This is a genomic window from Achromobacter animicus (assembly GCF_040775605.1).
GTDB classification, from domain to species: Bacteria; Pseudomonadota; Gammaproteobacteria; order Burkholderiales; family Burkholderiaceae_B; genus Achromobacter; species Achromobacter animicus.
In genome coordinates this window covers 3,537,119-3,557,082 of record NZ_JAYGJK010000001.1, presented here as the reverse complement: position 1 = coordinate 3,557,082, position 19,964 = coordinate 3,537,119, and the positions used below count along the sequence as shown (strand labels likewise).

Annotated in this window: 21 protein-coding genes; 4 read left to right on the top strand and 17 right to left on the bottom strand. The window is 64.8% G+C overall.

Annotated features, from left to right (window positions below; all coding sequences use genetic code 11):
• Positions 1-7 precede the first annotated feature (7 nt).
• On the bottom strand, positions 8-907 hold the full coding sequence (locus AB3147_RS16100) for a LysR family transcriptional regulator (RefSeq protein ID WP_279972044.1): 900 nt from the start codon (positions 905-907) through the stop codon (positions 8-10).
• A 112-nt stretch (positions 908-1,019) separates the two neighbouring features.
• Here AB3147_RS16100 and AB3147_RS16095 point away from each other — a divergent pair, with 112 nt between their 5' ends.
• Positions 1,020-2,048, top strand: a complete 1,029-nt coding sequence (locus tag AB3147_RS16095; protein WP_218344206.1) for an NADP-dependent oxidoreductase — start codon at positions 1,020-1,022, stop codon at positions 2,046-2,048.
• A gap of 27 nt (positions 2,049-2,075) precedes the next feature.
• On the opposite strand, the gene AB3147_RS16090 is transcribed toward AB3147_RS16095, so the two are convergent.
• On the bottom strand, positions 2,076-2,498 hold the full coding sequence (locus tag AB3147_RS16090; protein WP_279972042.1) for a hypothetical protein: 423 nt from the start codon (positions 2,496-2,498) through the stop codon (positions 2,076-2,078).
• Between the two features lie 45 nt (positions 2,499-2,543).
• Positions 2,544-4,433 carry an eCIS core domain-containing protein gene (locus AB3147_RS16085; protein WP_367352411.1) on the bottom strand — a complete coding sequence of 630 codons (1,890 nt, stop codon included), beginning with the start codon at positions 4,431-4,433 and terminating at the stop codon, positions 2,544-2,546.
• 167 nt (positions 4,434-4,600) lie between these two features.
• Here AB3147_RS16085 and AB3147_RS16080 point away from each other — a divergent pair, with 167 nt between their 5' ends.
• Both AB3147_RS16080 and AB3147_RS16075 read left to right on the top strand, forming a co-directional pair.
• Positions 4,601-5,209, top strand: a complete 609-nt coding sequence (locus tag AB3147_RS16080) for a hypothetical protein (protein ID WP_367352410.1) — start codon at positions 4,601-4,603, stop codon at positions 5,207-5,209.
• 139 nt (positions 5,210-5,348) lie between these two features.
• Entirely contained in the window at positions 5,349-5,561 is a 213-nt protein-coding gene (locus AB3147_RS16075) for a hypothetical protein (protein ID WP_175121166.1), read from the top strand.
• A gap of 550 nt (positions 5,562-6,111) precedes the next feature.
• Here the strand turns inward: AB3147_RS16075 and AB3147_RS16070 are convergent.
• The 14 genes from AB3147_RS16070 to AB3147_RS16005 all read right to left on the bottom strand — a co-directional run bounded on the left by AB3147_RS16070 (position 6,112) and on the right by AB3147_RS16005 (position 19,499).
• Positions 6,112-6,444, bottom strand: a complete 333-nt coding sequence (locus AB3147_RS16070; RefSeq protein ID WP_367352409.1) for a hypothetical protein — start codon at positions 6,442-6,444, stop codon at positions 6,112-6,114.
• 38 nt (positions 6,445-6,482) lie between these two features.
• Positions 6,483-7,037, bottom strand: coding sequence for an SMI1/KNR4 family protein (locus AB3147_RS16065; protein WP_367352408.1), 555 nt, complete (start codon positions 7,035-7,037; stop codon positions 6,483-6,485).
• A 24-nt stretch (positions 7,038-7,061) separates the two neighbouring features.
• The gene (locus AB3147_RS16060) at positions 7,062-7,910 is read right to left on the bottom strand and encodes a class I SAM-dependent methyltransferase (RefSeq protein ID WP_367352407.1); all 849 of its coding nucleotides are present in this window, start codon (positions 7,908-7,910) and stop codon (positions 7,062-7,064) included.
• A gap of 129 nt (positions 7,911-8,039) precedes the next feature.
• Positions 8,040-9,209, bottom strand: coding sequence for a CMD domain-containing protein (locus AB3147_RS16055; RefSeq protein ID WP_367352406.1), 1,170 nt, complete (start codon positions 9,207-9,209; stop codon positions 8,040-8,042).
• A gap of 24 nt (positions 9,210-9,233) precedes the next feature.
• Complete coding sequence (locus tag AB3147_RS16050) at positions 9,234-10,568, bottom strand: acyl-CoA thioester hydrolase/BAAT C-terminal domain-containing protein (RefSeq protein ID WP_367352405.1); 1,335 nt, start codon at positions 10,566-10,568, stop codon at positions 9,234-9,236.
• Between the two features lie 4 nt (positions 10,569-10,572).
• Positions 10,573-12,144, bottom strand: a complete 1,572-nt coding sequence (locus tag AB3147_RS16045) for an ABC transporter substrate-binding protein (protein WP_367352404.1) — start codon at positions 12,142-12,144, stop codon at positions 10,573-10,575.
• Positions 12,145-12,218: 74 nt separating this feature from the next.
• Positions 12,219-13,238: an ABC transporter ATP-binding protein gene (locus AB3147_RS16040; RefSeq protein WP_175136204.1), complete on the bottom strand. Its 1,020-nt coding sequence runs from the start codon at positions 13,236-13,238 to the stop codon at positions 12,219-12,221.
• On the bottom strand, positions 13,235-14,248 hold the full coding sequence (locus AB3147_RS16035) for an ABC transporter ATP-binding protein (RefSeq protein WP_175121173.1): 1,014 nt from the start codon (positions 14,246-14,248) through the stop codon (positions 13,235-13,237). Before AB3147_RS16035 ends, AB3147_RS16040 begins: the two co-directional genes overlap by 4 nt.
• Positions 14,245-15,162, bottom strand: a complete 918-nt coding sequence (locus AB3147_RS16030; protein ID WP_175136206.1) for an ABC transporter permease — start codon at positions 15,160-15,162, stop codon at positions 14,245-14,247. The genes AB3147_RS16035 and AB3147_RS16030 overlap by 4 nt, the downstream gene beginning before the upstream one ends.
• Positions 15,159-16,133, bottom strand: coding sequence for an ABC transporter permease (locus AB3147_RS16025; RefSeq protein ID WP_056566643.1), 975 nt, complete (start codon positions 16,131-16,133; stop codon positions 15,159-15,161). The genes AB3147_RS16030 and AB3147_RS16025 overlap by 4 nt, the downstream gene beginning before the upstream one ends.
• Positions 16,130-17,605: a SidA/IucD/PvdA family monooxygenase gene (locus AB3147_RS16020; RefSeq protein ID WP_367352403.1), complete on the bottom strand. Its 1,476-nt coding sequence runs from the start codon at positions 17,603-17,605 to the stop codon at positions 16,130-16,132. The genes AB3147_RS16025 and AB3147_RS16020 overlap by 4 nt, the downstream gene beginning before the upstream one ends.
• The gene (locus AB3147_RS16015; RefSeq protein WP_175136208.1) at positions 17,602-18,579 is read right to left on the bottom strand and encodes a LysR family transcriptional regulator; all 978 of its coding nucleotides are present in this window, start codon (positions 18,577-18,579) and stop codon (positions 17,602-17,604) included. Before AB3147_RS16015 ends, AB3147_RS16020 begins: the two co-directional genes overlap by 4 nt.
• 256 nt (positions 18,580-18,835) lie before the next feature.
• Positions 18,836-19,138, bottom strand: a complete 303-nt coding sequence (locus AB3147_RS16010; RefSeq protein WP_367352402.1) for a hypothetical protein — start codon at positions 19,136-19,138, stop codon at positions 18,836-18,838.
• Positions 19,139-19,205: 67 nt separating this feature from the next.
• Complete coding sequence (locus AB3147_RS16005; RefSeq protein WP_175136209.1) at positions 19,206-19,499, bottom strand: hypothetical protein; 294 nt, start codon at positions 19,497-19,499, stop codon at positions 19,206-19,208.
• A gap of 170 nt (positions 19,500-19,669) precedes the next feature.
• Here AB3147_RS16005 and AB3147_RS16000 point away from each other — a divergent pair, with 170 nt between their 5' ends.
• A complete protein-coding gene (locus AB3147_RS16000; protein WP_255595845.1) occupies positions 19,670-19,951 on the top strand; it encodes a hypothetical protein in 282 nt (93 codons plus the stop codon).
• The last annotated feature ends 13 nt before the right edge of the window (positions 19,952-19,964 follow it).

Genomic DNA, 19,964 nt, shown 5'->3' with positions numbered 1-19,964 from the left:
TTCTGCGTCAGGCGGTGATGAGCGCCGCCTCCCGCGGCATGGCCTGTGCCGTCCATCCCCGCAGGCTTTCGCGCAACAGCGACACGGCGGCCTGGCCGCTTTCGTTCAGACGATGCGCCGCGTACAGGCCAAATTGCGCGCTCAGCGGCAACGCGCCTTCATCGCCGATGGAAATCACGCGCATGGTGTCGGGCCGCAGACACTCGGTCGTCAGCAAGGCCACGCCCAGGCCGTTCTCGACAGCCGCGATCGTGGCGCCCACGTTGTGACTGGTCAGCGACACCCGAAAATCCCGCCCCGACGCCGTCAGCGCATCGAATGCCAGCCGGCGCCAGGAGCACGGTTCGGCATAGACGATCACGTCCAGCGGCTGGTCCGGGTCCAGGGTTTCGTCGATGCCGCAAACCCAATGCAGATCCACGGTCCAGGACTCGATGGGTTCATCGACAAAGCCCACGCAGGCGCCCACGGCCACATCCAGCGTGCCGTCCTGCCAACGCGCGGCAAGCCGCTCGCCGTCGTCGATGACAACGTCCAGATGCAGATTGGGACACGAGCGCCGCAACCGGCCCAGCGCCGCCGGCAAGGCGGCCACCGCCACGTCCTCGGACAGCCCGATGCGAACGCTGCCGGCCACCGCGCGCTCGCGCAGCCGCGCTGCGGCCGCCTCGCCCAGCGCGAGGATGCGGTTGGCGTAACTGAGCAGCACCTCGCCCTCGGTGGTGGGCGCCATGCCGCGGCCGGTTCGATGCAGCAGCCGCTTGCCCACCATTTCCTCCAGACGGCGGATCTGCGTACTGAGCGCCGATTGCGCGCGGCCGGATTGGTCCGCTGCGCGGCTCAGGCTGCCGTATCGGCAGACGGCGACAAAGGTGCGGAGCAGGGCGGGGTCGAAATCGGCTGACATTATCAATACCTGAAATCTGGTTTACGAGATATCAGTCTAGCTGTAACCCTGCCGCGTGCCTAGGATGACCCTTGTCGCGAAATGTCCGACTCAACTCAAGGAACCATCCACCATGACACACCCCCAAAACCTGCGCGTCGTCCTCGCCTCCCGGCCCGTCGGCCGCCCCAAAGCCACCGATTTCCGCGTCGAACGCGTGCCTGTTCCCGAACCGGCCGACGGCCAGGTGCTGCTGGAAGTCCAGACCCTGTCGCTCGATCCCTACATGCGCTGGCGCGTCAGCGACGAAAAATCCTACGCCACGCCCATGGAAATCGGCGATGTGATGGTCGGCGGCACCGTTGCCCGTGTTCATACGTCGCGCCATCCCGACTGGCGCGAAGGCGACATCGTTCTGTCGTCTGCCGGTTGGCAACGCTACGCGCTGTCCGACGGTACCGGCCTGCGCCGGCTCGATCCCGCGAACGCGCCGCCCTCGACCGCGCTGGGCGTGCTGGGCATGCCCGGGCTGACGGCCTATGTCGGGCTGCTGAACATCGGCCAGCCCAAGCCAGGTGAAACCGTCGTCGTCGCAGCCGCGAGCGGCGCGGTGGGTTCGGTCGTCGGCCAGATTGCACGCATCAAGGGCGCGCGCGTCGTGGGCATCGCGGGCGGGCCTGAGAAGTGCGCCTTTGTGAAGGAAGAGCTGGGCTTTGACGTGGTCGTGGACCACCATGCGCCGGACTTTGCGCAGAAGCTGGCCGAAGCCTGCCCCGACGGCATCGACGTGTACTTTGAGAACGTCAGCGGCCATGTGTGGGATGCCGTGCTGCCGCTGCTGAACGACTTCGCCCGCGTGCCGGTGTGCGGCCTGATCGCCAACTACAACGACGGCCCCGCCGACCGGAGCGGTCCCGACCGCCTGCCCGCCACCATGCGCGAGATCCTTTCGCGGCGTATCACCATGAAGGGGTTCATCGTGTTCGATTTCCCGAAGGAACAGGAAGACGAGTTCCTGAACGTGGCCGGGCAGTGGATCCGCGAGGGCAAGCTGCGGTGGCGCGAGGATGTGGTCGAGGGCCTTGAAAATGCGCCCGAAGCGCTGATCGGTCTGCTCGAAGGCAAGAACTTCGGGAAGCTGGTGGTGCGGGTGGGGGACTGACGCACCGGCGTCTGGCGTTCAGGCGGCCTATTGGCCGATCGTGCGCGCCTTGCTGCGCCGCGCCTTCGGCTTGGGCGCCACCCCCAGGCGCGGATCGCGCGCCACGGCCAATGCCGCCAGCGTTGCCGCAGTCGATTCGAAGGACTCGCTCGACTGCGGCAAGTACAGCCACTTTCCCAGCACCGGATGCGGCAAGAGGTCGGGAATGTCCGCCAGCAACGCCGCATGACGTTCCTGCGACGTGCAGACCATGACCCCATTCCACGGGTCCTCCCGATCGGCGACGATCAGATACAGCAAGCCGTCCAGATACGCGGCGTCGGCGCCGAACATCTTGCGATGCGTGAAGCTTGCGTCGCTTTCGAGCGGCTCAAGAATCCACAGCAGCGAATTGGATTTTGCAGCACGCTGTTTGCGAGGTGGGGCGAAGGGATCGGGCGAGTTGCGCATGGATAAGAAGCGGTCGGGCAGGGCACAGCGACTATGCCACAGCGGCTACTGCTCGAACAACGGCACCAGTGGCAGAAGCGGCCCATACTTCTTCAGCTTTTCCCACTCCTCGGCCGCCTGGCGCAGTTCCTCGTTCTTGCGCGCCTCCTCCAGGATTTCGTCGATTCGCGGCGCCAGTGCGACGGACAGGTCGATGATGTCGTTGGCGGTGTAGCCACGCTCCCAGCGTGCGCGTAACGTCACGTCATCGCCCTTGGCCCGCATGGCACGCGTCGCTTCTTTCAGCAGGGCCTTGCGCTGATCCGCATTGAGCCGCTCGGCAAACGAGATGCCCGCCACCAGGCCCTGGACCATGCCTTTTTCCCGATACCCGGTGGTAGCCGCCACCTCGCTCGCGACGCTGCGGCTGATGACCCTGGGCGCCAGGTTGTCGCGGATCCAGCTTCGGCTTAACCGCAGCAATCCAGCGCTAAGACCGTGGCCGAAGCCCGTGCGCATCCCTTCCGCGCGCGCCGCTTCCTGCGCCTCGGCGTAGGTCATCGCAAATTGCACCATCAGCATGATCGCGTCCTGCGGGCCGGGCATCAGGAAGTCCGCCACCCAGCCGGCGGCGCTGCCGATCTTGCTCAACGCTGAGGCCGCGCGGCCTTGGACTTTCAGGACCGATCCGGCTTCTTCGGCCAGGGCGGCGGTGGTGGCGGGCGCGGACGCAGCTTTCTTGCCGAAGCGTTGTTCAAATTCCTCCATCCGAGGCGGGCCGGCGGGGACCTTGGGCTGTTCGCCGGGAATGCGGGGTTTGGTGGCGGGTTGTTCGACGGGGAGTTGGGGCAGGGACCCTCTTGGCCGGGGGCGTCCCACGTTATCCGGGTGCTGAACGAACTTTTCGTCGGGTAGCCCGGCTCGCACGGCGGGGTCGCGCATGGTCGATAAGGATCGATAGTGACCCGTACCATCGTTCCAGGTCTTGACCTTGCCGCTCTCGAAATCCACCTGGCCCGCCCAGTTGACGCGTTCGCCGCGCGCCGCTTCGGTGTGACCATATCCGCCGCCGACCGTCCTCTTCGACTTGACGGCGAAGATCTCGCCGTCTTTCACTACAAAGTCATAGTTGCCGCGCGCCGTGCGGACGTACTTTGTGCCGACCTCCTTCCACGTGCCGTTGACGTTCCTGAGCCGGACGACTTCGCCCGACGATCCCGGCGCCGGCAGATCCCTGGGCAGATTGCCATAGGTCGGACCGCTTGCGTCGCGCTGGAGAAGACGGGCGCCGTGCGTGCTCATCGACGATTGCTGAACCACGTGCGCCAGCTCATGCGCCAGCAGCGCTCGGCCTGCGGTCGTGCCCGGCGCGTACTGACCCGCGTTCAGAACGATGTGATGGCCGACGGTATAGGCGCGGGCTTCAACGGCCCTTGCAGAATCAGTCGCCAGCGCATCGGAATGCAGCTGGACGTGGCTGAAGTCGCGCTGGAAACGAAACTCCATGAAGGCGCGGGTATGGGCGTCGAGGGGACGGCCTTGCATGGATAGCACGTCGCGCAGGCCGGGAACGTCATCGAGCGATGCGGCGTTGTGCGGGTCAGGCGGCCGCAAAAGCGGAGGCGGTGGAACCGGTGTGGGTTGCAAGGTGGACGGCACGGCGCCGTGCGCCTGATCGTCTTGAGACTGCGGCATGCGCATCACGCGTTCGGACATGCGATGCGCTTCCTGCTCTGACGCGTCGCCGGGATGGCTGATCTCAAGGTGCGTGCCGGGGGGATGCACGGATATCGTGGTGACCGCGTGAACCGGACGCCACCGCTGAAGTTTCGTATCGCGCGCAGCCTCATCTGGCGGCGTGCGCGACGCTGCACGCTTATCCGCCGCGTCTCGTTTGCGGCTTGCGGCCGGCACTTTGTGAACCGCCGCCTTGGGCTTCTGCACGAAAGCGCGCATGGATTCGCTCCGTTCGTTCCGGCGATTATTGTCCTCCTTTGCGGGGCGGCTGAATACGGGCGGGTTTGGTCCGGCACCTATTTCTGTAATACTCCAGCATCACCGTTTCAGTACGCGCCCGTCATTAACTGACATCGCCAAACCCTCACGGCTTTCGGATTCCGCCCATGTCTGAACACCATCAGTTCATTTTCCCCCGTGACTTCCATCTGCCGCCACCCAATTGGCCCGCGTTGGAAGCGCGGCTGCTGGAAGGGGGTTATGTCCTGCCGGCGCATGGCGGCGCCATTCCCTACCGCGCCAACAACGACGACGGTTTCGACGGAGATGACGCGTCATGGCGCAGCGTCCAATACTGCCTCGGCCCGGCGGCCAGACCCTACCTGAGCGATGCTGTCAGAGAGGATTACGACGCCGATCCCAGACACTTTCCGCTCATGTTGCTGGCCTTCGATGGGCCGAATCCCCGCGTCATGGTCGGCGAAAATCTTTTCGCGCCGAGCGTGCCGGGATCAAACGAACCCGCCATGCCGATGCCCGCCGAGTCGCACATCGACTTCATCGGCGAAGCCTACGAGAACCCGGCCGTCCAATGGCAATGCGAGGAAAGCGGACGCAGTTATCGCATCCTTGAACTCGATTGGCATTACAGCCTGGCGATGGGATTCCGGGTGGTGCAATGCGGAGGACTGGATCGTGAGAGTGCGGAAGGATTGGCGGGCTTGATCGGCGAACTGACGGGTCAGGTCATGGGCTGCAGCCATCGGCATCTATGACTGCGCAGGGGCGTGGACAATCGTCAGCCTACAGCCAGAGACAATTCGAAACGCCGCAGCGCGCCTGCCGACACATCTTCGCCCCTGCACAATGGCATCCTATGTGTGACGAATGCCAGACCCATTCCCAAGGAGCGATATGTCGATTCAAACGTTAAGCCGCTACGGTGTTGTGTTGTTTCTTGCCGCCATGAGTTCGGGCTGCTCGGTCGTGGGCGAGTGCGGATTGCTTCGCAGCAGCTGCGGCTATGAAGGCCAGTACGAATCGGGCGAGGAAGATTACGCGGAAGACGAAGCCAAACGGTTGAATAAACAGTCTTCCGATCGCTTGCGTCGAAGCTCAGGAGACTGACGCGGCCGCGGCTTGTCTGAATTGGGAAAGGCGTCCTGATCCCGCCGCGGTGCAGCTGCGCGGGTACTTGAACGCGACGCGGCCGGGATCGTCGAATACCTGACGTCTCGCCCCGATAGAATGCCCAGCGCCCGGTCAGCGTGGTGCTGGGCAGAATTTCAAAATGCTCTCATTCTGAATAACGCGCTCGGCGTTTTATCTACCGGAGCCGATCATTCATCACGGCCAGTCAGCCAAGTTTCCCAAAAGATTCGAAGTAGTCTTATTTCCGTAATGATTGCCGCGGTGGTTTCATACGCCTGCAGCATGCGATGTGCTGCAGGTGGAACCGCTGATAAATCCATATTCCGTTCCCAGCGAGCGCTCGCTGTAGGACGGCAGCTTCAGATCTCATGATGGTCTGCGGCGAGTAATCTGGATAAAGCAGCGGCGGCTAAATGGCGTTAAAAGTTGGGGCATAGGTAGGGTGACGCAGTTAGCCGATGCCTGGGGCCGTGGCGCAAGTCACGGCCTTTCTTTTGCATCCTCTCAAACTTGAACCCGGTGGCATTCATGCAAGCGGAAACTGCTTCCGAGCACGCGAAAGGAAGACTGCCCGAAGTCCGAGCATCGCAGGCAAGACAACAATTGCGAGCCAGCCTGCGATCGACGCCGCCCATGCCCAACGATATTTCCAGGAGATGAATTCCGGTACGCCGTTGTCGTCAAACCATGGGTCAAGTGCTATCAGTATCAATCCCATGGCATAGCAAAGTACTAACGCGAAGAGGGTAACGGTAAGCGCAGGCGGCGCTCTTTTGACCGAGCGTCCCTTCACCACACAAGCCAGCCAGATCGTCAGGACGCCCACGAATACAAGGGGAAAGATAAGGATCATCAGCATTTCGCGCGCTCTGTCTCGTCGGGGCTCATAGATACTGCTTAATACTCCCCCAGAAACTCCTCCGGATCGGCTTCGATCTCGGCAATCGACCCCATCAATAGCGCCTCAAAGCTCGGCGCCACCCAGGTGATCTGGTCCGGGTCATGGGTGAAGGCGATGATCTGCCCCGGTGTGCCAGCCTCGGTGGGCGAGTGGTCGATCATCATCAGCAGTGTTGCGCCGCCGAAACTGGCGAAGGGCAGCCAGCCCTGGTGAAACCAGCCGTCCCTGATGCGCGCATCTCGCGGCTCCGGTTCAGCGTATCCGACATATCGCGGCGCTCGGTCTGCCATACGCGCTCGTGCCGCAATCGCCTTTTCCAACGGCAGAAAATCGTAAGCCGTCAAATAGCCCGGCTGCATGAACACCGGCACATCGCGCTCGGCCCCATTGGCACGAAGCCAAGCCTGCCGGGCGTCCGCAGCGATAAGGAAGCCAAGTTCCGCCTCTACCGCTTCCAGGACCGATTCCGCCGCGCCCGGGTTGAGGTTTAGCGCGTGACCGTGCGCGTCGCATACCGCTCGAACCCGATCAAGGTAGTGGGAAAAATTCATCGCCGCTGGTGGTCCTTTTGCGTGTTACGCAGCTTGCGGCAAGAAAAATCGATCTTTCAGTTCCTGCAGGCCGATCCTGTCCAACATCTCGGTCAACCGCTCAGCCGGCTTGCGAGTCGGCAGATTCTTGTGTTGCGCAATGATCAGCTCATTCTTCATCGAGTGTTCCCAGCCGACCAGTTCGGTCACGCTGACCTGATACCCATGGGCTTCGAGCTGCAGGCACCGCAGCACATTCGTAATCTGGCTACCGAACTCCCGCGTGTGCAGCGGATGCCGCCAGATCTCTGCCAGCGGATCGGCCAGCGCTTTTGCCTTGTTTCTCCGCAGCACCGAAGCCACTTCCGCCTGGCAGCACGGCACGACCACGATGTATTTGGCCTTCTTCTCCAACGCAAAATGAATTGCGTCGTCGGTGGCGGTATTGCAGGCGTGCAGGGCGGTAACGACGTCGATCGATGCGGGAAGCTTGTTCGAGGTGATCGATTCTGCAACCGAGAGGTTCAGAAACGACATGCCGCCAAAGCCCAGCCGCTTGGCCAGTTCCTCCGACGACTTCACCAGTTCTTCCCGCGTTTCGATGCCGAAGATGTGCGAGCCGTTCTTCAGCGCCTCGGGCTGATCCTTGAAGAACAGGTCGTACAGGATGAAACCGAGATACGACTTGCCCGCGCCGTGGTCGGCCAGCGTGACGGCGCCGCGTTGCGCTTGGACGTCCTTGAGCAGCGGCTCGATGAACTGGAACAGGTGGTAGACCTGCTTGAGCTTGCGGCGGCTGTCCTGGTTCATCTTGCCGTCGCGGGTCAGGATGTGCAGAGCCTTGAGCAGTTCGATCGACTGGCCGGGGCGGATGTCGTGGGTTTTTTCGGACATGGGGAAAGGCAAAGCGCCCCGCTGGGGCGGGGCGCGTAGAGGTGCGGAAAGAGGCATTTTACCTCTCTGCGTGTTTGACTCCGGCTCTTCCTGAGCGCCGGCGCCAGACACGCAGGTCAAGGGAGCGCCTCAGACCGTCACGAGGACAGGCTCACCCAGATTCAGCATCAACCGATTCGCCCACGCAAAGATCGCGTCCGAATGCAGCAGATCCAGGATCTCGCCTTCATTCAATCCAACGTCCTTCAGCGCCTGGATGCTGGCCGCGTTCACGTCAGCCTGCGCTTCGGTGATTTGAATCGAGAACTTGCCAATAGCCTGTTCACGCTTGGTCGTGCCAGCCGTGATCGGATCCTCGAACACCTGCCCAATCACGTCATTGCGCTTGGCCAGTTGCTCGAACCGCTGCGCATGCACCGACGCGCAGTACACGCAGCCGTTGACGCGCGACACCACGGTGGCGCCCAGCTCGCGTTCGGCGCGCGACATGCCGCCCGGGGCATACATGATGGCGTTGAAGGCCGTGGAGCGTTGGCGCAGGATTTCCGGCTGGTGAACCAGGAACAGGTAGTAGTCCGAGACCTTGGCCTTGGGGTGGCTTTCTTCCAGGACGGCGATCTGTTCTGGCGTGGCGGTGTCGACGTTGACGACGTCGAGCCAGGCCTTCCACTCCAGGACTTCGTTCGTGAAACCGTGGGCCTTGATGACGTCGCCGGGTTCGGTGTTGCCGGGGTTGATGACGGCAGTCGCTTCCGCGGCAGCAGAACCGGCGCCTTGACCCTCAGCGGCTTTCATCGCCACCAACCCCGCCACCAGACGCGTCTGATACGACAGGAAGGCGATCAGCTGCGACAGGGTGACTACAGCGGGCGTCGAAACCCCCGCCGCCGGCAGCGTCTTCAGCGCCGCCTCGTCGCCTTCGACAGGCTTTTCAATCAGCTTGCGCGTGAATTCCAGCACGGCGGCCAGTTGCGGGTTGGCGGCGTCAGCCGGCTTGCCCGATTCGGCGACGGCGATGTCCGCTGCCGCGGCGCCGGCTTCCACGGCGCGGGCGCGATAGTGCGCAGCCAGCAGCGGCGACGGCGTGATGCGCGTGGCATACAGCGCGACCAGCAGCCGGTCGGCCAGCGACAGGCCGGGCAGGGCCGGGTCGAACAGGGCGTCGTAGCTGCCTTGCGTGGCGGCGGCGACCTTGTCGCGCTTGTGGCGCACGTCAAAGGTCTGCGTGCCGGGCGTCAGGCCCACGAGCTGGTCGACAAGGTCTTTGTTGATGTCGTAGACGATGGGTTGTTGTGCCATTGAGGAATTCTCCTAAAGTTTCTTTCAACCGGCGTTGCGCTTGTCGACCGCAGTCGCAGCCGCCGCACCCTTGGCCTTCACCGCCGCATCCAGGAACGACGTCACGCCTTCCCAGGATTCCTGGTCGGCGCGGGCGTTGTCCTTGGGGTTGCCGCCGCTGGTGCTGATCTTGCCCGACACCGGGTGGGCATACACAAGCTGCGTGGTGGGCACGTAGGGGAACAGGATCGAGTGGCCGCCGTTCTCGTAATCCAGCCACTTGACCGGGTACGGGTGCTGCACCTCGACCAGCTTGTCCTGCACCATCTTCGAATACAGGCTGGACGGCCACGAGCCGTCGTCGGTGCCGGACAGCAGCATGACCGGGCCTTCGATGTCTTCCACGCGGATGCGGGCGCGGGCGACGGCGTCGGGGTCTTGCAGCGCGGTCAGGATGGCCTTTTCGTGGCGATGCGGCGCGGGGCCTTCATCGAACGGGGCCCACGTGGCGGTACGGTTGTTTTCCCAGACGTGGGGAACGGGCTTGCCGCCCAGCAGCCACGTCGGGCCTTCGCGGCCGATCTTGGGGTCGCAGGCGTTCTGGCCGCTGTGCACGACAGCGCCGGGCACGTAGGCCACGACCGCCGACACTTCCTTGGGGAAGGTGGCGCCCAACAGCAGCACCAGTTCGCCGCCGCGCGACTGGCCGCTGATGGCGACGAAGTCGTGCTTGGGCCGGACCTTCTTGCGCAGCCAGCGCAGTCCGGTCTGGAAGTATTCGAGCGGGGTGTTGGAGATGTAGTCCGACAGGCCGGGCGCCTTGAAGTACGCCAGCGCAAAGGCGGCGTAGCCGCGCGAGGCGTACAGGGCGGCGCGCGGTTCATTGATGCCGCCGCCGGACCCGTTCAGGATCATGACGGCGGGATGCGATCCCGGCGCGCTGCCGGCGGGTAGGTACAGGGTGCCGACCAGACCTTCCTCGCGGACCTCGACGCGCGTGACGCCGTCGGACGCCAGGCGTTGCGTGAAGCTGGCGCGCGCTTCGGCGCCTTCCACGCGAGCCACCACGTCGGTGACCAACGCGTCGGTCACCGGGTGGTTGAAGTATTCACGGCTCTTGCCGTCCTCGGGGGACTGCGCCCAGATCAGCCCCATCGGGGACAAGCCGGTGTAGTCGCCGGAATCGGGCGCTTCGCGGGTCAGGTCAACCACGCCGTCCTCGCCCGCCGTGTAGGCGGCCTGGGCTTGCCAGACCACGCCGTTGCGGCCGGTGAGGGCGGTGATCTCGACGGTCGCGCCGGGCGCCACGTGTTCGACGCGGATCTGGCGCGGGACGTCGATGAGGGCGTCCGCGGGGGTGATGGTCAGGGTCGGCGCCATGGCTTTACTTGTCCGAAACCTTGGTGACCATCATGGCGGCCGTGCGGTCGCTGGTCATCGGCGTGACCTTCAGGCCCTTCTTGGTTGCCCAGATGTTCTTGTAGTGGAACAGCGGGATGATGCCGACGTCATCGGACACGAGCTTGACCGAGTCGCGCAGGATGGCTTCACGCTTGGCCACGTCGAATTCCGAGGTGGATTGCTCCAGCGCGGTGTCGACCTTGGCGTTGCTGTAGTGACCCCAGTTGGACGCGCCCAGGCCCTTCTTGGCGTCGACCGTGGCCAGGATGTTGACCAGCGCGTAGCTGGCTTCACCCGTGCCGTTGCCCCACGCCAACATGCTGACGGCGAATTCGTTCTTGTTGGCGCGGCCCGAGTACACAGCCCACGGCACGACTTCCACCTGGGTCTTCACGCCCACGCGGGTCCAGAACTGCGCGACCGCCTGGGCCGTTTCCGGGCCTTGCGGGTAGCGGTCGTTGGGGACGTGCATGGTCAGCTTGAAGCCATCCGGGAAGCCCGCTTCAGCCAGCAGCTTCTTGGCTTGCGCGAGGTCGTTCGGGATGTCCTTGATTTCGGGGTTGTAGCCGAAGGTGCCCTTGGGCATCCACTGGTTGGCTTCGGTGGCGGCGCCTTGCAGGATGCGGTCGGCGATGGCCTTGCGATTGATGGCCAGGTTCAGCGCCTGGCGCACGCGCACGTCCAGGAGCGGGTTCTTGTCCAGCGGCTTGCCGTTGTTGTCGGTGATGTACTGGTTGGGCGCGGGGTTGAAGCTGGGTTGCAGCAGCATGACGCGCAGGCCGTCGTACGGGTAGACCGAGATGTTCGAGGCCTTTTGCAGCTTGGCCAGGTCGGACACCGAGACCTTGTCGATCACGTCCACGTCGCCGGCCAAGAGGGCGGCGGTGCGGGCGGCGGCGTTGTTGATGTAGCGGTAGTTGACCTTTTCCCAGATCTGCTTGTCGCCCCAGTAGGCGTCGTTGCGTTCCATCAGGACGCGGTCGCCGGGGGTGTAGGACACGAACTTGTAGGGACCGGTGCCGACGACGGCCTTGCCCGAGTTGTAGTCTTCGGTCGACGACTTTTCGCCGACGTGCTTGCTGACGACGTGGATGGACGCCAGGTTCAGGGGCAGGTCGGGGTTCGGGGCCTTGGTCTTGACGATGAGCGTCAGCGGATCCTTGGCGGTCATCGTGTCGATGGTGCGCAGGTAGCCGGCGTAGGTGGCGACGCTGCCGGGCACGCCGCGGGCGCGGGTGTAGGAGTAGATCAGGTCGTCGGCCGTGAACGGCGTGCCGTCCTGCCACTTGACGCCTTCACGCAGCTTGAATTCCCAGGTGGTGTTGTCCAGCGGCTTCCAGCTCACGGCCAGACCCGGCTGCAGCTTGTTCCACTTGTTCTCGATCAGGAGGTCCCAGAAGTGCAGGGCCACCGAGCGGTCGCCGGCGTGGTTGTTCAACTGCGGGTCCAGCGACGACAGCGGGTCGGCAAAACCGATCGACAGGTTGTCGGCGGAGGCCGCGGCCGAGGCGCCCAGGATGGCGGCGGTGAGGGTCGAGAGAATCAGGCGTTTCATTGTCCGGGATCCTTGGTAGAGGGGGAACGGAGTGGGTCCATTGACCGCGGCGGTCGTGCCGCAGTCATTGATCGTCAGGCCATGTCGTTCAGGTGACAGGCGCTCAGGTGGTTGATGGCGATTCCCTTCAATGTGGGAACCTCGGTCTTGCAGCGCGGCATCGCGTGCGGACATCGCGGATGGAAATGGCAGCCGGTAGGCGGGTTGAGCGGGCTGGGGATCTCGCCCTTGATCGCGGTAAAGGTCTTGTGGCGCGACTTCAGGGTGGGAATCTCGGCCAGCAGCGCCTGGGTGTACGGGTGGTTGGGACGCTGGAAGACTTCTTCCACCGTCGCCGTTTCCACGACGCGGCCCAGGTACATGATGACGACGCGGTCGGACAGGTGTTCGACCACGCCCAGGTCATGGCTGATGAAGAGATACGTCAGGTTCAGCTCTTCGCGCAGGTCCATGAACAGGTTCAGGATCTGCGCCTGGATCGACACATCCAGCGCGGCCACGGCCTCGTCGCAGACCAGCATGGACGGCTGCACGGCCAGCGCGCGGGCAATGCCGATGCGTTGGCGCTGGCCGCCGCTGAACTGGTGCGGATAGCGCTGGCGCAGGGCGGGGTCCAGGCCCGCGCGCTCGAGTTGCGCGCTGACGTAGTCGTCGAAGTCGCCGTTGCCGACCAGGCCATGAATGCGCGCCGCTTCGCCGACGATCTCGTCCACGCGCAGGCGCGGGTTGAGGCTGGCATAGGGGTCCTGGAAGATCATCTGCACCTTCAGGCGCGCGGCGTGGGCTTCGGCCGCGTTCATGTCGGCCGGGCGCACGCCGTTGATGCGGACCTCGCCGCCCGACGGCGTGAGCAGGCCGGCCGCGATGCGGCCCAGCGTGGACTTGCCGCAGCCGGATTCGCCGACCAGGCCGACGACTTCGCCGGGGTTCACGATGAGATCGACATGGTCCACGGCACGCGTGATGGCGGGCGGCTTGGACAGGCCCAGCGATTGCATCGCGCGGCCGGCGGCGCCGATCTTGCGTTCACCGAAGCGCTTGCTGACCTGGCGCAGGTCGATCAGCGGGGTGGGGGCGTTGGCGGTTGCGCTCATGCCGCCACCTCGCGGTGGATCTGAATGGAAGGATGGAAGCAACGCACGTCGTGGTCGGGTAAGGCTTGGGTAATGCCGGGTTGCTGGCCGCAGGCGGCGGTGGCGCGCGCGCAACGCGCCGCGAACGCACAGCCGGCCGGCAGGTGCAGCAGGTTCGGCGTCATGCCGGGAATCTGGCGCAGGCGCTGCCCGCGCTGGTTGTTGCTGGGCAGGCTGTCGATCAGGCCCACGGTGTACGGGTGCTGCGGACGGTCCAGCACGTCGTCGACCTTGCCGTGTTCGACGATGCGGCCGGCATACATGACGGCCACGTCGTCGGCCAGGCCGGCTACCACGGAAAGATCGTGCGTGATCCAGATGAGGCTGGTGCCGTGCTGCTGCGCGAGCTTCTGCACTTCGGACAGGATCTGCGCCTGGATGGTGACGTCCAGCGCGGTGGTGGGTTCGTCGGCAATGATGAGATCCGGGCGGTGCAGCATGGCAATGGCAATGGCCACGCGCTGGCGCATGCCGCCGGACAGTTGATGCGGGTAGGCCAGCAGGCGTTCCTCGGGGCTGGGAATGCCCATCATGCCCAGCGTGTCGCGCGCCAGGATGCGGGCCTCGGCCTTGCTCATCTTGTTATGGGCGCGCACGGTCTCGATCATCTGCACGTCCACCCGCAGCACGGGATTCAGCGTCATCATCGGATCCTGGAAGATCATCGCGATGCGGTTGCCCTGCAACTTGCGCAGCTCGCGCGGCGCCAGCTTGGTCAGGTCGCGGCCCTGGAACAGGACCTCGCCGCCGGCGATGCGGCCCGGCGCATCGACCAGACCCATGATGGAGAAGCCCGTCACGGACTTGCCCGAGCCGGATTCGCCGACCAGGCCCAGAATCTTGCCGCGTTCCAGCTTAAAAGAGACGCCATCCACTGCGGGCAGCACGCCCGCGCGGGTATGGAACTGCGTGCGCAGGTTGCGCACTTCAAGCGTGGCCGGCGCGCCAGCCGAGGCGGTGCGGTCGGTCATTTGTGGGTCCTCGGGTTCAGCACGTCGCGCAGGCGGTCGCCCACCAGGTTGATCGCCACGATGGTGATGAGCAGCGCGATGCCGGGGTAGAAGCTGATCCAGTATTCGCCGGACAGCATGTATTGAAAGCCGTTGGAAATCAGCAGGCCCAGCGACGGTTCGGTCACCGGCACGCCCAGGCCCAGAAAGCTCAGCGTGGCTTCCAGCGTGATGGCGCGCGCGATCTGCAGCGTGCCGATGACGATCAGCGGCGGCAGGCAGTTGGGCAGGATGTGCTTCAACATGATCCGCCAGTTGGGAATGTCCAGGCAGCGGGCGGCTTCGACGTATTCGCGGCGGCGTTCGACCAGGGCCTGGCCGCGCGCGGTGCGGGCGTAGTAGGCCCATTCCAGGATCACGAGCGTCAGCACCACGTTGCCCACGCCCTTGCCCAGATAGGCCAGGATCATCATGGCCACCAGGATCGACGGGAACGACAGGATCAGGTCCACGAGACGCATGATGAAGGCGTCGACCTTGCCGCCGGCGTAGGCGGCCAACAGACCCAGCAGCGTGCCGATGATGCCGGCGATCAGCGCCGAGCCCACGCCCACCATCAGGCTGATGCGCAGGCCGTACAGGATGCCGGACAACAGGTCGCGGCCCTGGCCGTCGGTGCCCAGCCAGTAGTGAAAGGTCTCCAGGCCGTTCATGGTGCCGGGCGGCAGGCGCGAGTCCAGCACGTCGATCTGCAGCAGGTCATACGGGTTCTGCGGCGAGATCCAGGGCGCCAGCACGGCAGCCAGGATCAGCAGCGTGGCCACTACCAGGCCCAGCACCGCCGTCTTGGACGACAGGAACTCGGTCAGGTTGCGGCGCCACGGCGACTCGCGGCGCAGGGCAGGCGCCTGCGCGGTATTGGATACGGAACTCATGCCGTGGCCTCCAGCCGCACCCGGGGGTCCAGCACTTTGTACAGAATGTCGACGATCAGGTTCAGCGTCACGAACAGGCACACCACCACGATCAGGTAGGCCACGATCACGGGGCGGTCCAGCGCGTTCAGGCTGTCCAGGATCAGCTTGCCGGCGCCGGGCCAGGCAAAGATGCTTTCGGTGATGACGGCAAAGGCGATGGTCGAACCCAGTTCAAGACCCAGCACCGTCACCAGCGGGATCATGGTGTTGCGCAGCACGTGCACACAGACCACGCGGAACGGCGACAGGCCCTTGGCGCGCGCGAACTTCACGAAGTCCAGCGGCATCACGTCGCGCACGCCGGCGCGGGTCAGGCGGATGACCAGCGAGATCTTGAAGAGCGACAGGTTGAACGCCGGCAGAATCAGGTGGCGCCAGCCGTCGGCCGTCAGCCACGACCACTGGAAGCCCAGGAACTCCACCGTCTGGCCGCGGCCGCTGGCCGGCAGCCAGCCGAGCGACACGCTGAATGCCATGATGAGCATCAGCGCCACCCAGAACGTGGGCAGCGAGAAGCCGACGATGCTGCCTGCCATGATCATCTTGGACGCGCGGCTGTCGGGGTACAGGCCGGCGAACAGGCCCAGCGGCAGGCCGACGATGACGGCAAACGACAGGGCGGTGATCGCCAATTCAAGCGTGGCCGGCAGGCGCTGGATCACCAGTTCGATCGCCGGAATGTTGTAGACGAAACTGTTGCCCAGGTTGCCATGCAGCGCGCCATTCAGGAAGGCCAGGTACTGCTGCCACAGGGGCTTGTCCAGGCCGAGTTCGGCGATGATGCGTGCGCGGTCGACTTGGTCCACGTCCTGGCCGATCAGGATGTCCACGGGGTTGCCGATGGCGTGCAGCCCCACGAAGACGATGAGCGTCATCAGGAACACGACCACGGCGGCTTGCGCCACGCGGCGTAGCAGCCATGCGGTCATTGCGCGGTCTCCGCCTGCGAAGCGGTCGCCGGCGCCGGGGCTGGGGTCCATTCATCGCCTAACACTTCGGGCTCAGCAAACGCTTCCATGTTGGCGTAGTGCGTGGCCACGTCTTCGCGGTAGAACAGACCTGCGATGCCTTGCGCCAGGCGCTTGGCGCCTTCGCTGATGGCGGGGATGTCGCCCGAGATCGTGCCTTGCGTCAGCGCGGCGGGGTACGAGAAGCAGTGCACGCGATCCAGGCCGGGGCAGGCGCCGGGCACTTTTTCCTGCAGTTCGAAGACGGGGCCCAGGTCGGGCGAATCATGCAGTTCCTGGTCTTCCTCGCCGGCGGGTGGCGTGTAGCGGTCGCCCCAGGCGCGCACGTGAGGCGCGAGAGGCGCGAATTCCGGGCGCACGGTCCAGTCGATTCGGAAGCCCGTGGAGAAGATCAGGAAGTCCAGCACGAACACGCCCTTGGGCGTGGTGACGTGGATATCGTCATCGATCAGCGCCAGGTCCAGCACGCCACAGCCCAGGTTGAAGAAGGCGTTCGGGTGGCGCGACACGCGCAGCGTGCTGCCGCGCGGGGGCGGCACTTGCGCGGCGTTGATGTAGTGGCGGATCTTCCACTTCCATTCGTCGGGCAGCGTCAGGTGGCCGTGGGTCAGGCCGGGATTGCCCGCGCCCTTGCCCTTGTTGATGCGGGGGATGTCGTTGCGGCGGATCAGCAGGTCGACGCTGGCCGCGCCGGCTTCCAGCGCGGTCGCCGCGCTGTCCATGGCGGATGCGCCCGCGCCCACGACGCCGACGCGCTTGCCGGCCAGCGTGTTGTAGTCCATCACGTCGGACGAATGCGCCCAACGGTCGCGCGGCAGTTTCTTTGCAAAGTCAGGCACATAGGCGCCGCCCAGGCCGTCGCGGCCAGTGGCCAGCACGACACGGCGGGCCAGGACGGTGCTGCGCCCGGCGGGCGACTGGATGTCCAGTTCCACCAGCTTGTCGGCGCGCGGCTGCACGGACAGGATGCGGTGTTCGTTGCGCACGTCCAGGTTCAGCACGCGGCGGTACCAGCGCAGGTAGTCCATCCATTGCAGGCGCGGGATCTTGTCCAGCGCTTCCCATGCGTCCAGGCCGAATTGCGCTTCGAACCAGGCGCGGAAGGTCAGGGCGGGCAGGCCGAGTGCGGGACCGGTCAGTTGCTTGGGCGAGCGCAGCGTCTCCATGCGGGCCGTCGTGGCCCACGGGCCTTCGAAGCCTTCGGGCGCCTGATCGAAAATCGGCGCGTCGATGCCCAGATGCTTCAACGACGCGGCCGCCGCAAGACCGCCCATGCCGCCGCCGACGATGGCCACGTCCAGCACCTGCTGGCCATCGACCAGCCGGGGCGTCACCCAGTTCTTGGCGGGCAGTTCCAGCCAGGACAGATCTTGCCGAAGGCGCGCCTCCAGGGCGGGCAGGCCTTGCGGCGGGGTGGCAATGGGCAGATTCATGATGCGGGTGTTTCCATAACAGGGGCGTCATCGCCGTAGATCGACTGCAACAGCGCCGAATGCTCGCAGGCGTCGTGCAGCACAAAGCCCGGCAGCAGGGCTGCGGCAGCTTCGGCCAGCGCGTCCGCCATGGCCTGGCAGGCCGGCGTCAGCGTTTGCGACTGCGGGGTGATGACCCCAAAAAAGAAGGGGATATCCAGGTCGATGGGCCGGATCGCCACGCCCGCCACCGGCGAGCCGTAGGCAGTCACGGGTTCCAGCACCGACACGCCAAGCCCGGCGCGGACGGCGGCCAGGGCATTGACGGACGAATTGGTTTCGATGGTGCCCAGCGCCTGTACGTTGTGCGAGAGGGCCGCGTCCAGACGGCGGCGCAGGCGATAGGGATTGGCCATGGTGATGAGACGGCGGCCGGCAAGGGCCGACACCGGCACCACGGCATGCTGCGCCACAGGATCGTCTTCGGGCAGGGCGACGACGCAAGGCGCCTGGGCAATCCAGTGCACGGTCAGGCCGCGGTGTTCCAGCGGCAGGCTGGTCACGCCCAGTTGCGCGGCGCCCGACAGCACGGCGTGCACCACGCGTTCCGGCGAGGCGCTGCGCAACTGCACGCGTGCGGCGCCGAGGCGGTCTTCGATGCGTTTGAGGGCAGCGGGCACCAGACCGGCGGCGAGGGCGGACGTGGCGGTCACCAGGAGCGGCTGCGCCTGGCCGCGCGCGATTTCATCGGCCCGGCCGCGGATCTGCTGCAGGCTGGTCAGTGCGCGTTCAACGTCGTCATACAGCAGGAACCCCTGTTCGGTCGGCGTCACGCGGGGACCGCTGCGCGCGAACAGGGGATAGCCGATTTCGGCCTCCAGTTCCTGCAACAACCGGCTGATCGCCGGCTGCGAGCGTCCCAGCAGCCGTCCGGCCGCGGTGACGCTGCCGGTGGACATGACGGCCGCAAAGGCCTCGAGTTGACGGAGTTCCATTGGTCTTGATTTATGCCAAGGACGAATTCTGGCCGCTCGAGTATGCACCCTACAAATACTAAAAAGGCATAAGTAAATTCCCTAGATGCGAATGACCGCGCATTTTTAATTACCGCGAGTTATTTCAAGGACTTAGGGTAAGTCCGGAGGTGGGCCCGGTCCGGCGCGCCAAGAGAAGGCGCAGCCGCTGAAGGACGATTCAGCGCCGCGCAGGCGCGATTCCAGCGATGGAAATGGGGTGGGCCGGGGAGAAGCGCTAGGACCCGTCGGGTCCGGCTTGCGCGCCCTGAACCGGCGCATGGGAGGCCAGGAGCGCACGGCCTTTTTCCGTCAGCACCAGGACGGCTTCGCCTTTCACGGTGCTTTGCTCCTGCGTCATGTCGATCAGGCCATTCGCCGTGGCGTCTTCCCAGGCCGACAGCCTGGGGCAGTGGGTACGCCACGCTTCCATGGTCTCTGCGTAGGTGCGAGGACGCGCCGCAATCCACAGCAGGAATTGCACGAGGTTGCCCTGTTGCGACGCGCCGTTTTCCAGTTCTGCTTGCGAATGGTCAGACATGGGACATCTCCGTTCTGGGCCAAGATGCGCCTTTGACGATACTCCCGCGCCCGTCTGCGCTCCAGCGCTATCTGGGAGCCATCCCCTTGCGCAACCGGTTGGAAGGTTCCAGCAGCGCGTCTTTCATGTCGTCGCGCTCCAGCACGCAGGGTTCGCGGTGCAGGTCGCGTATGAAATCGTCGTAGAGCTCGCCGGTGATGCCGGCCGGGCGCTTGAAGTCGCCGGATAGCTGATAGGCGCGCAGCAAGATCGAACGCAGCCGCTTGACCTCCCAAAGCAGGGTGATCACATCGGGGTTCCAGGGCTGACGCTCGCGGATGCACCGCAGGTCGGCGTGGGAAAGGGGGTTTTTGAACGGCATGGCGGAAAATACTGTTTATTTATCCAGTATAGTCCGCCGGGATGAAAGGCAGGCGTCGGTGTTTACAGCAATGGCGCCCGCTTCGTGGGAACGGGTAACTCCGCAATACAGAATGTGAGAATTGTTGAGCCTTTGGAGCTCCGTCGTCCGTACCATTCCGTGAAAGCAAAATGAAAGGGAGTGGAGCGATGCTGTGCGGCCAATGCGCGGCCATCACCGTGGATCAGGCGGGGGCGCCGGGGCATAAAAACCTGATCAGCCTGGGCCATGTCCGCTCGTTGCCCCTGGCGCAACGCGGCGTCACGCACGAGGCATTCACGTGCGGCGAATGCGGCGCCAATTGGGATTATCTGCACGACCGGCGCAACCCGGCATCGGGTTGGGCACTTTGTGATCGCACCTTGCCCGCCCCGCAACGGTCCATCGATCCGCCGGCGGTGGAAGCCGCCTGAAAAATGGCCTGCC

Excerpts from the sequence above, each read along its gene's own strand:
- AB3147_RS16100 (WP_279972044.1), bottom strand. The coding sequence starts at position 907 with ATGTCAGCCGATTTCGACCCCGCCCTGCTCCGCACCTTTGTCGCCGTC.
- AB3147_RS16095 (WP_218344206.1), top strand. The coding sequence starts at position 1,020 with ATGACACACCCCCAAAACCTGCGCGTCGTCCTCGCCTCCCGGCCCGTC.
- AB3147_RS16090 (WP_279972042.1), bottom strand. The coding sequence starts at position 2,498 with ATGCGCAACTCGCCCGATCCCTTCGCCCCACCTCGCAAACAGCGTGCT.
- AB3147_RS16085 (WP_367352411.1), bottom strand. The coding sequence starts at position 4,433 with ATGCGCGCTTTCGTGCAGAAGCCCAAGGCGGCGGTTCACAAAGTGCCG.
- AB3147_RS16080 (WP_367352410.1), top strand. The coding sequence starts at position 4,601 with ATGTCTGAACACCATCAGTTCATTTTCCCCCGTGACTTCCATCTGCCG.
- AB3147_RS16075 (WP_175121166.1), top strand. The coding sequence starts at position 5,349 with ATGTCGATTCAAACGTTAAGCCGCTACGGTGTTGTGTTGTTTCTTGCC.
- AB3147_RS16070 (WP_367352409.1), bottom strand. The coding sequence starts at position 6,444 with ATGCTGATGATCCTTATCTTTCCCCTTGTATTCGTGGGCGTCCTGACG.
- AB3147_RS16065 (WP_367352408.1), bottom strand. The coding sequence starts at position 7,037 with ATGAATTTTTCCCACTACCTTGATCGGGTTCGAGCGGTATGCGACGCG.
- AB3147_RS16060 (WP_367352407.1), bottom strand. The coding sequence starts at position 7,910 with ATGTCCGAAAAAACCCACGACATCCGCCCCGGCCAGTCGATCGAACTG.
- AB3147_RS16055 (WP_367352406.1), bottom strand. The coding sequence starts at position 9,209 with ATGGCACAACAACCCATCGTCTACGACATCAACAAAGACCTTGTCGAC.
- AB3147_RS16050 (WP_367352405.1), bottom strand. The coding sequence starts at position 10,568 with ATGGCGCCGACCCTGACCATCACCCCCGCGGACGCCCTCATCGACGTC.
- AB3147_RS16045 (WP_367352404.1), bottom strand. The coding sequence starts at position 12,144 with ATGAAACGCCTGATTCTCTCGACCCTCACCGCCGCCATCCTGGGCGCC.
- AB3147_RS16040 (WP_175136204.1), bottom strand. The coding sequence starts at position 13,238 with ATGAGCGCAACCGCCAACGCCCCCACCCCGCTGATCGACCTGCGCCAG.
- AB3147_RS16035 (WP_175121173.1), bottom strand. The coding sequence starts at position 14,248 with ATGACCGACCGCACCGCCTCGGCTGGCGCGCCGGCCACGCTTGAAGTG.
- AB3147_RS16030 (WP_175136206.1), bottom strand. The coding sequence starts at position 15,162 with ATGAGTTCCGTATCCAATACCGCGCAGGCGCCTGCCCTGCGCCGCGAG.
- AB3147_RS16025 (WP_056566643.1), bottom strand. The coding sequence starts at position 16,133 with ATGACCGCATGGCTGCTACGCCGCGTGGCGCAAGCCGCCGTGGTCGTG.
- AB3147_RS16020 (WP_367352403.1), bottom strand. The coding sequence starts at position 17,605 with ATGAATCTGCCCATTGCCACCCCGCCGCAAGGCCTGCCCGCCCTGGAG.
- AB3147_RS16015 (WP_175136208.1), bottom strand. The coding sequence starts at position 18,579 with ATGGAACTCCGTCAACTCGAGGCCTTTGCGGCCGTCATGTCCACCGGC.
- AB3147_RS16010 (WP_367352402.1), bottom strand. The coding sequence starts at position 19,138 with ATGTCTGACCATTCGCAAGCAGAACTGGAAAACGGCGCGTCGCAACAG.
- AB3147_RS16005 (WP_175136209.1), bottom strand. The coding sequence starts at position 19,499 with ATGCCGTTCAAAAACCCCCTTTCCCACGCCGACCTGCGGTGCATCCGC.
- AB3147_RS16000 (WP_255595845.1), top strand. The coding sequence starts at position 19,670 with ATGAAAGGGAGTGGAGCGATGCTGTGCGGCCAATGCGCGGCCATCACC.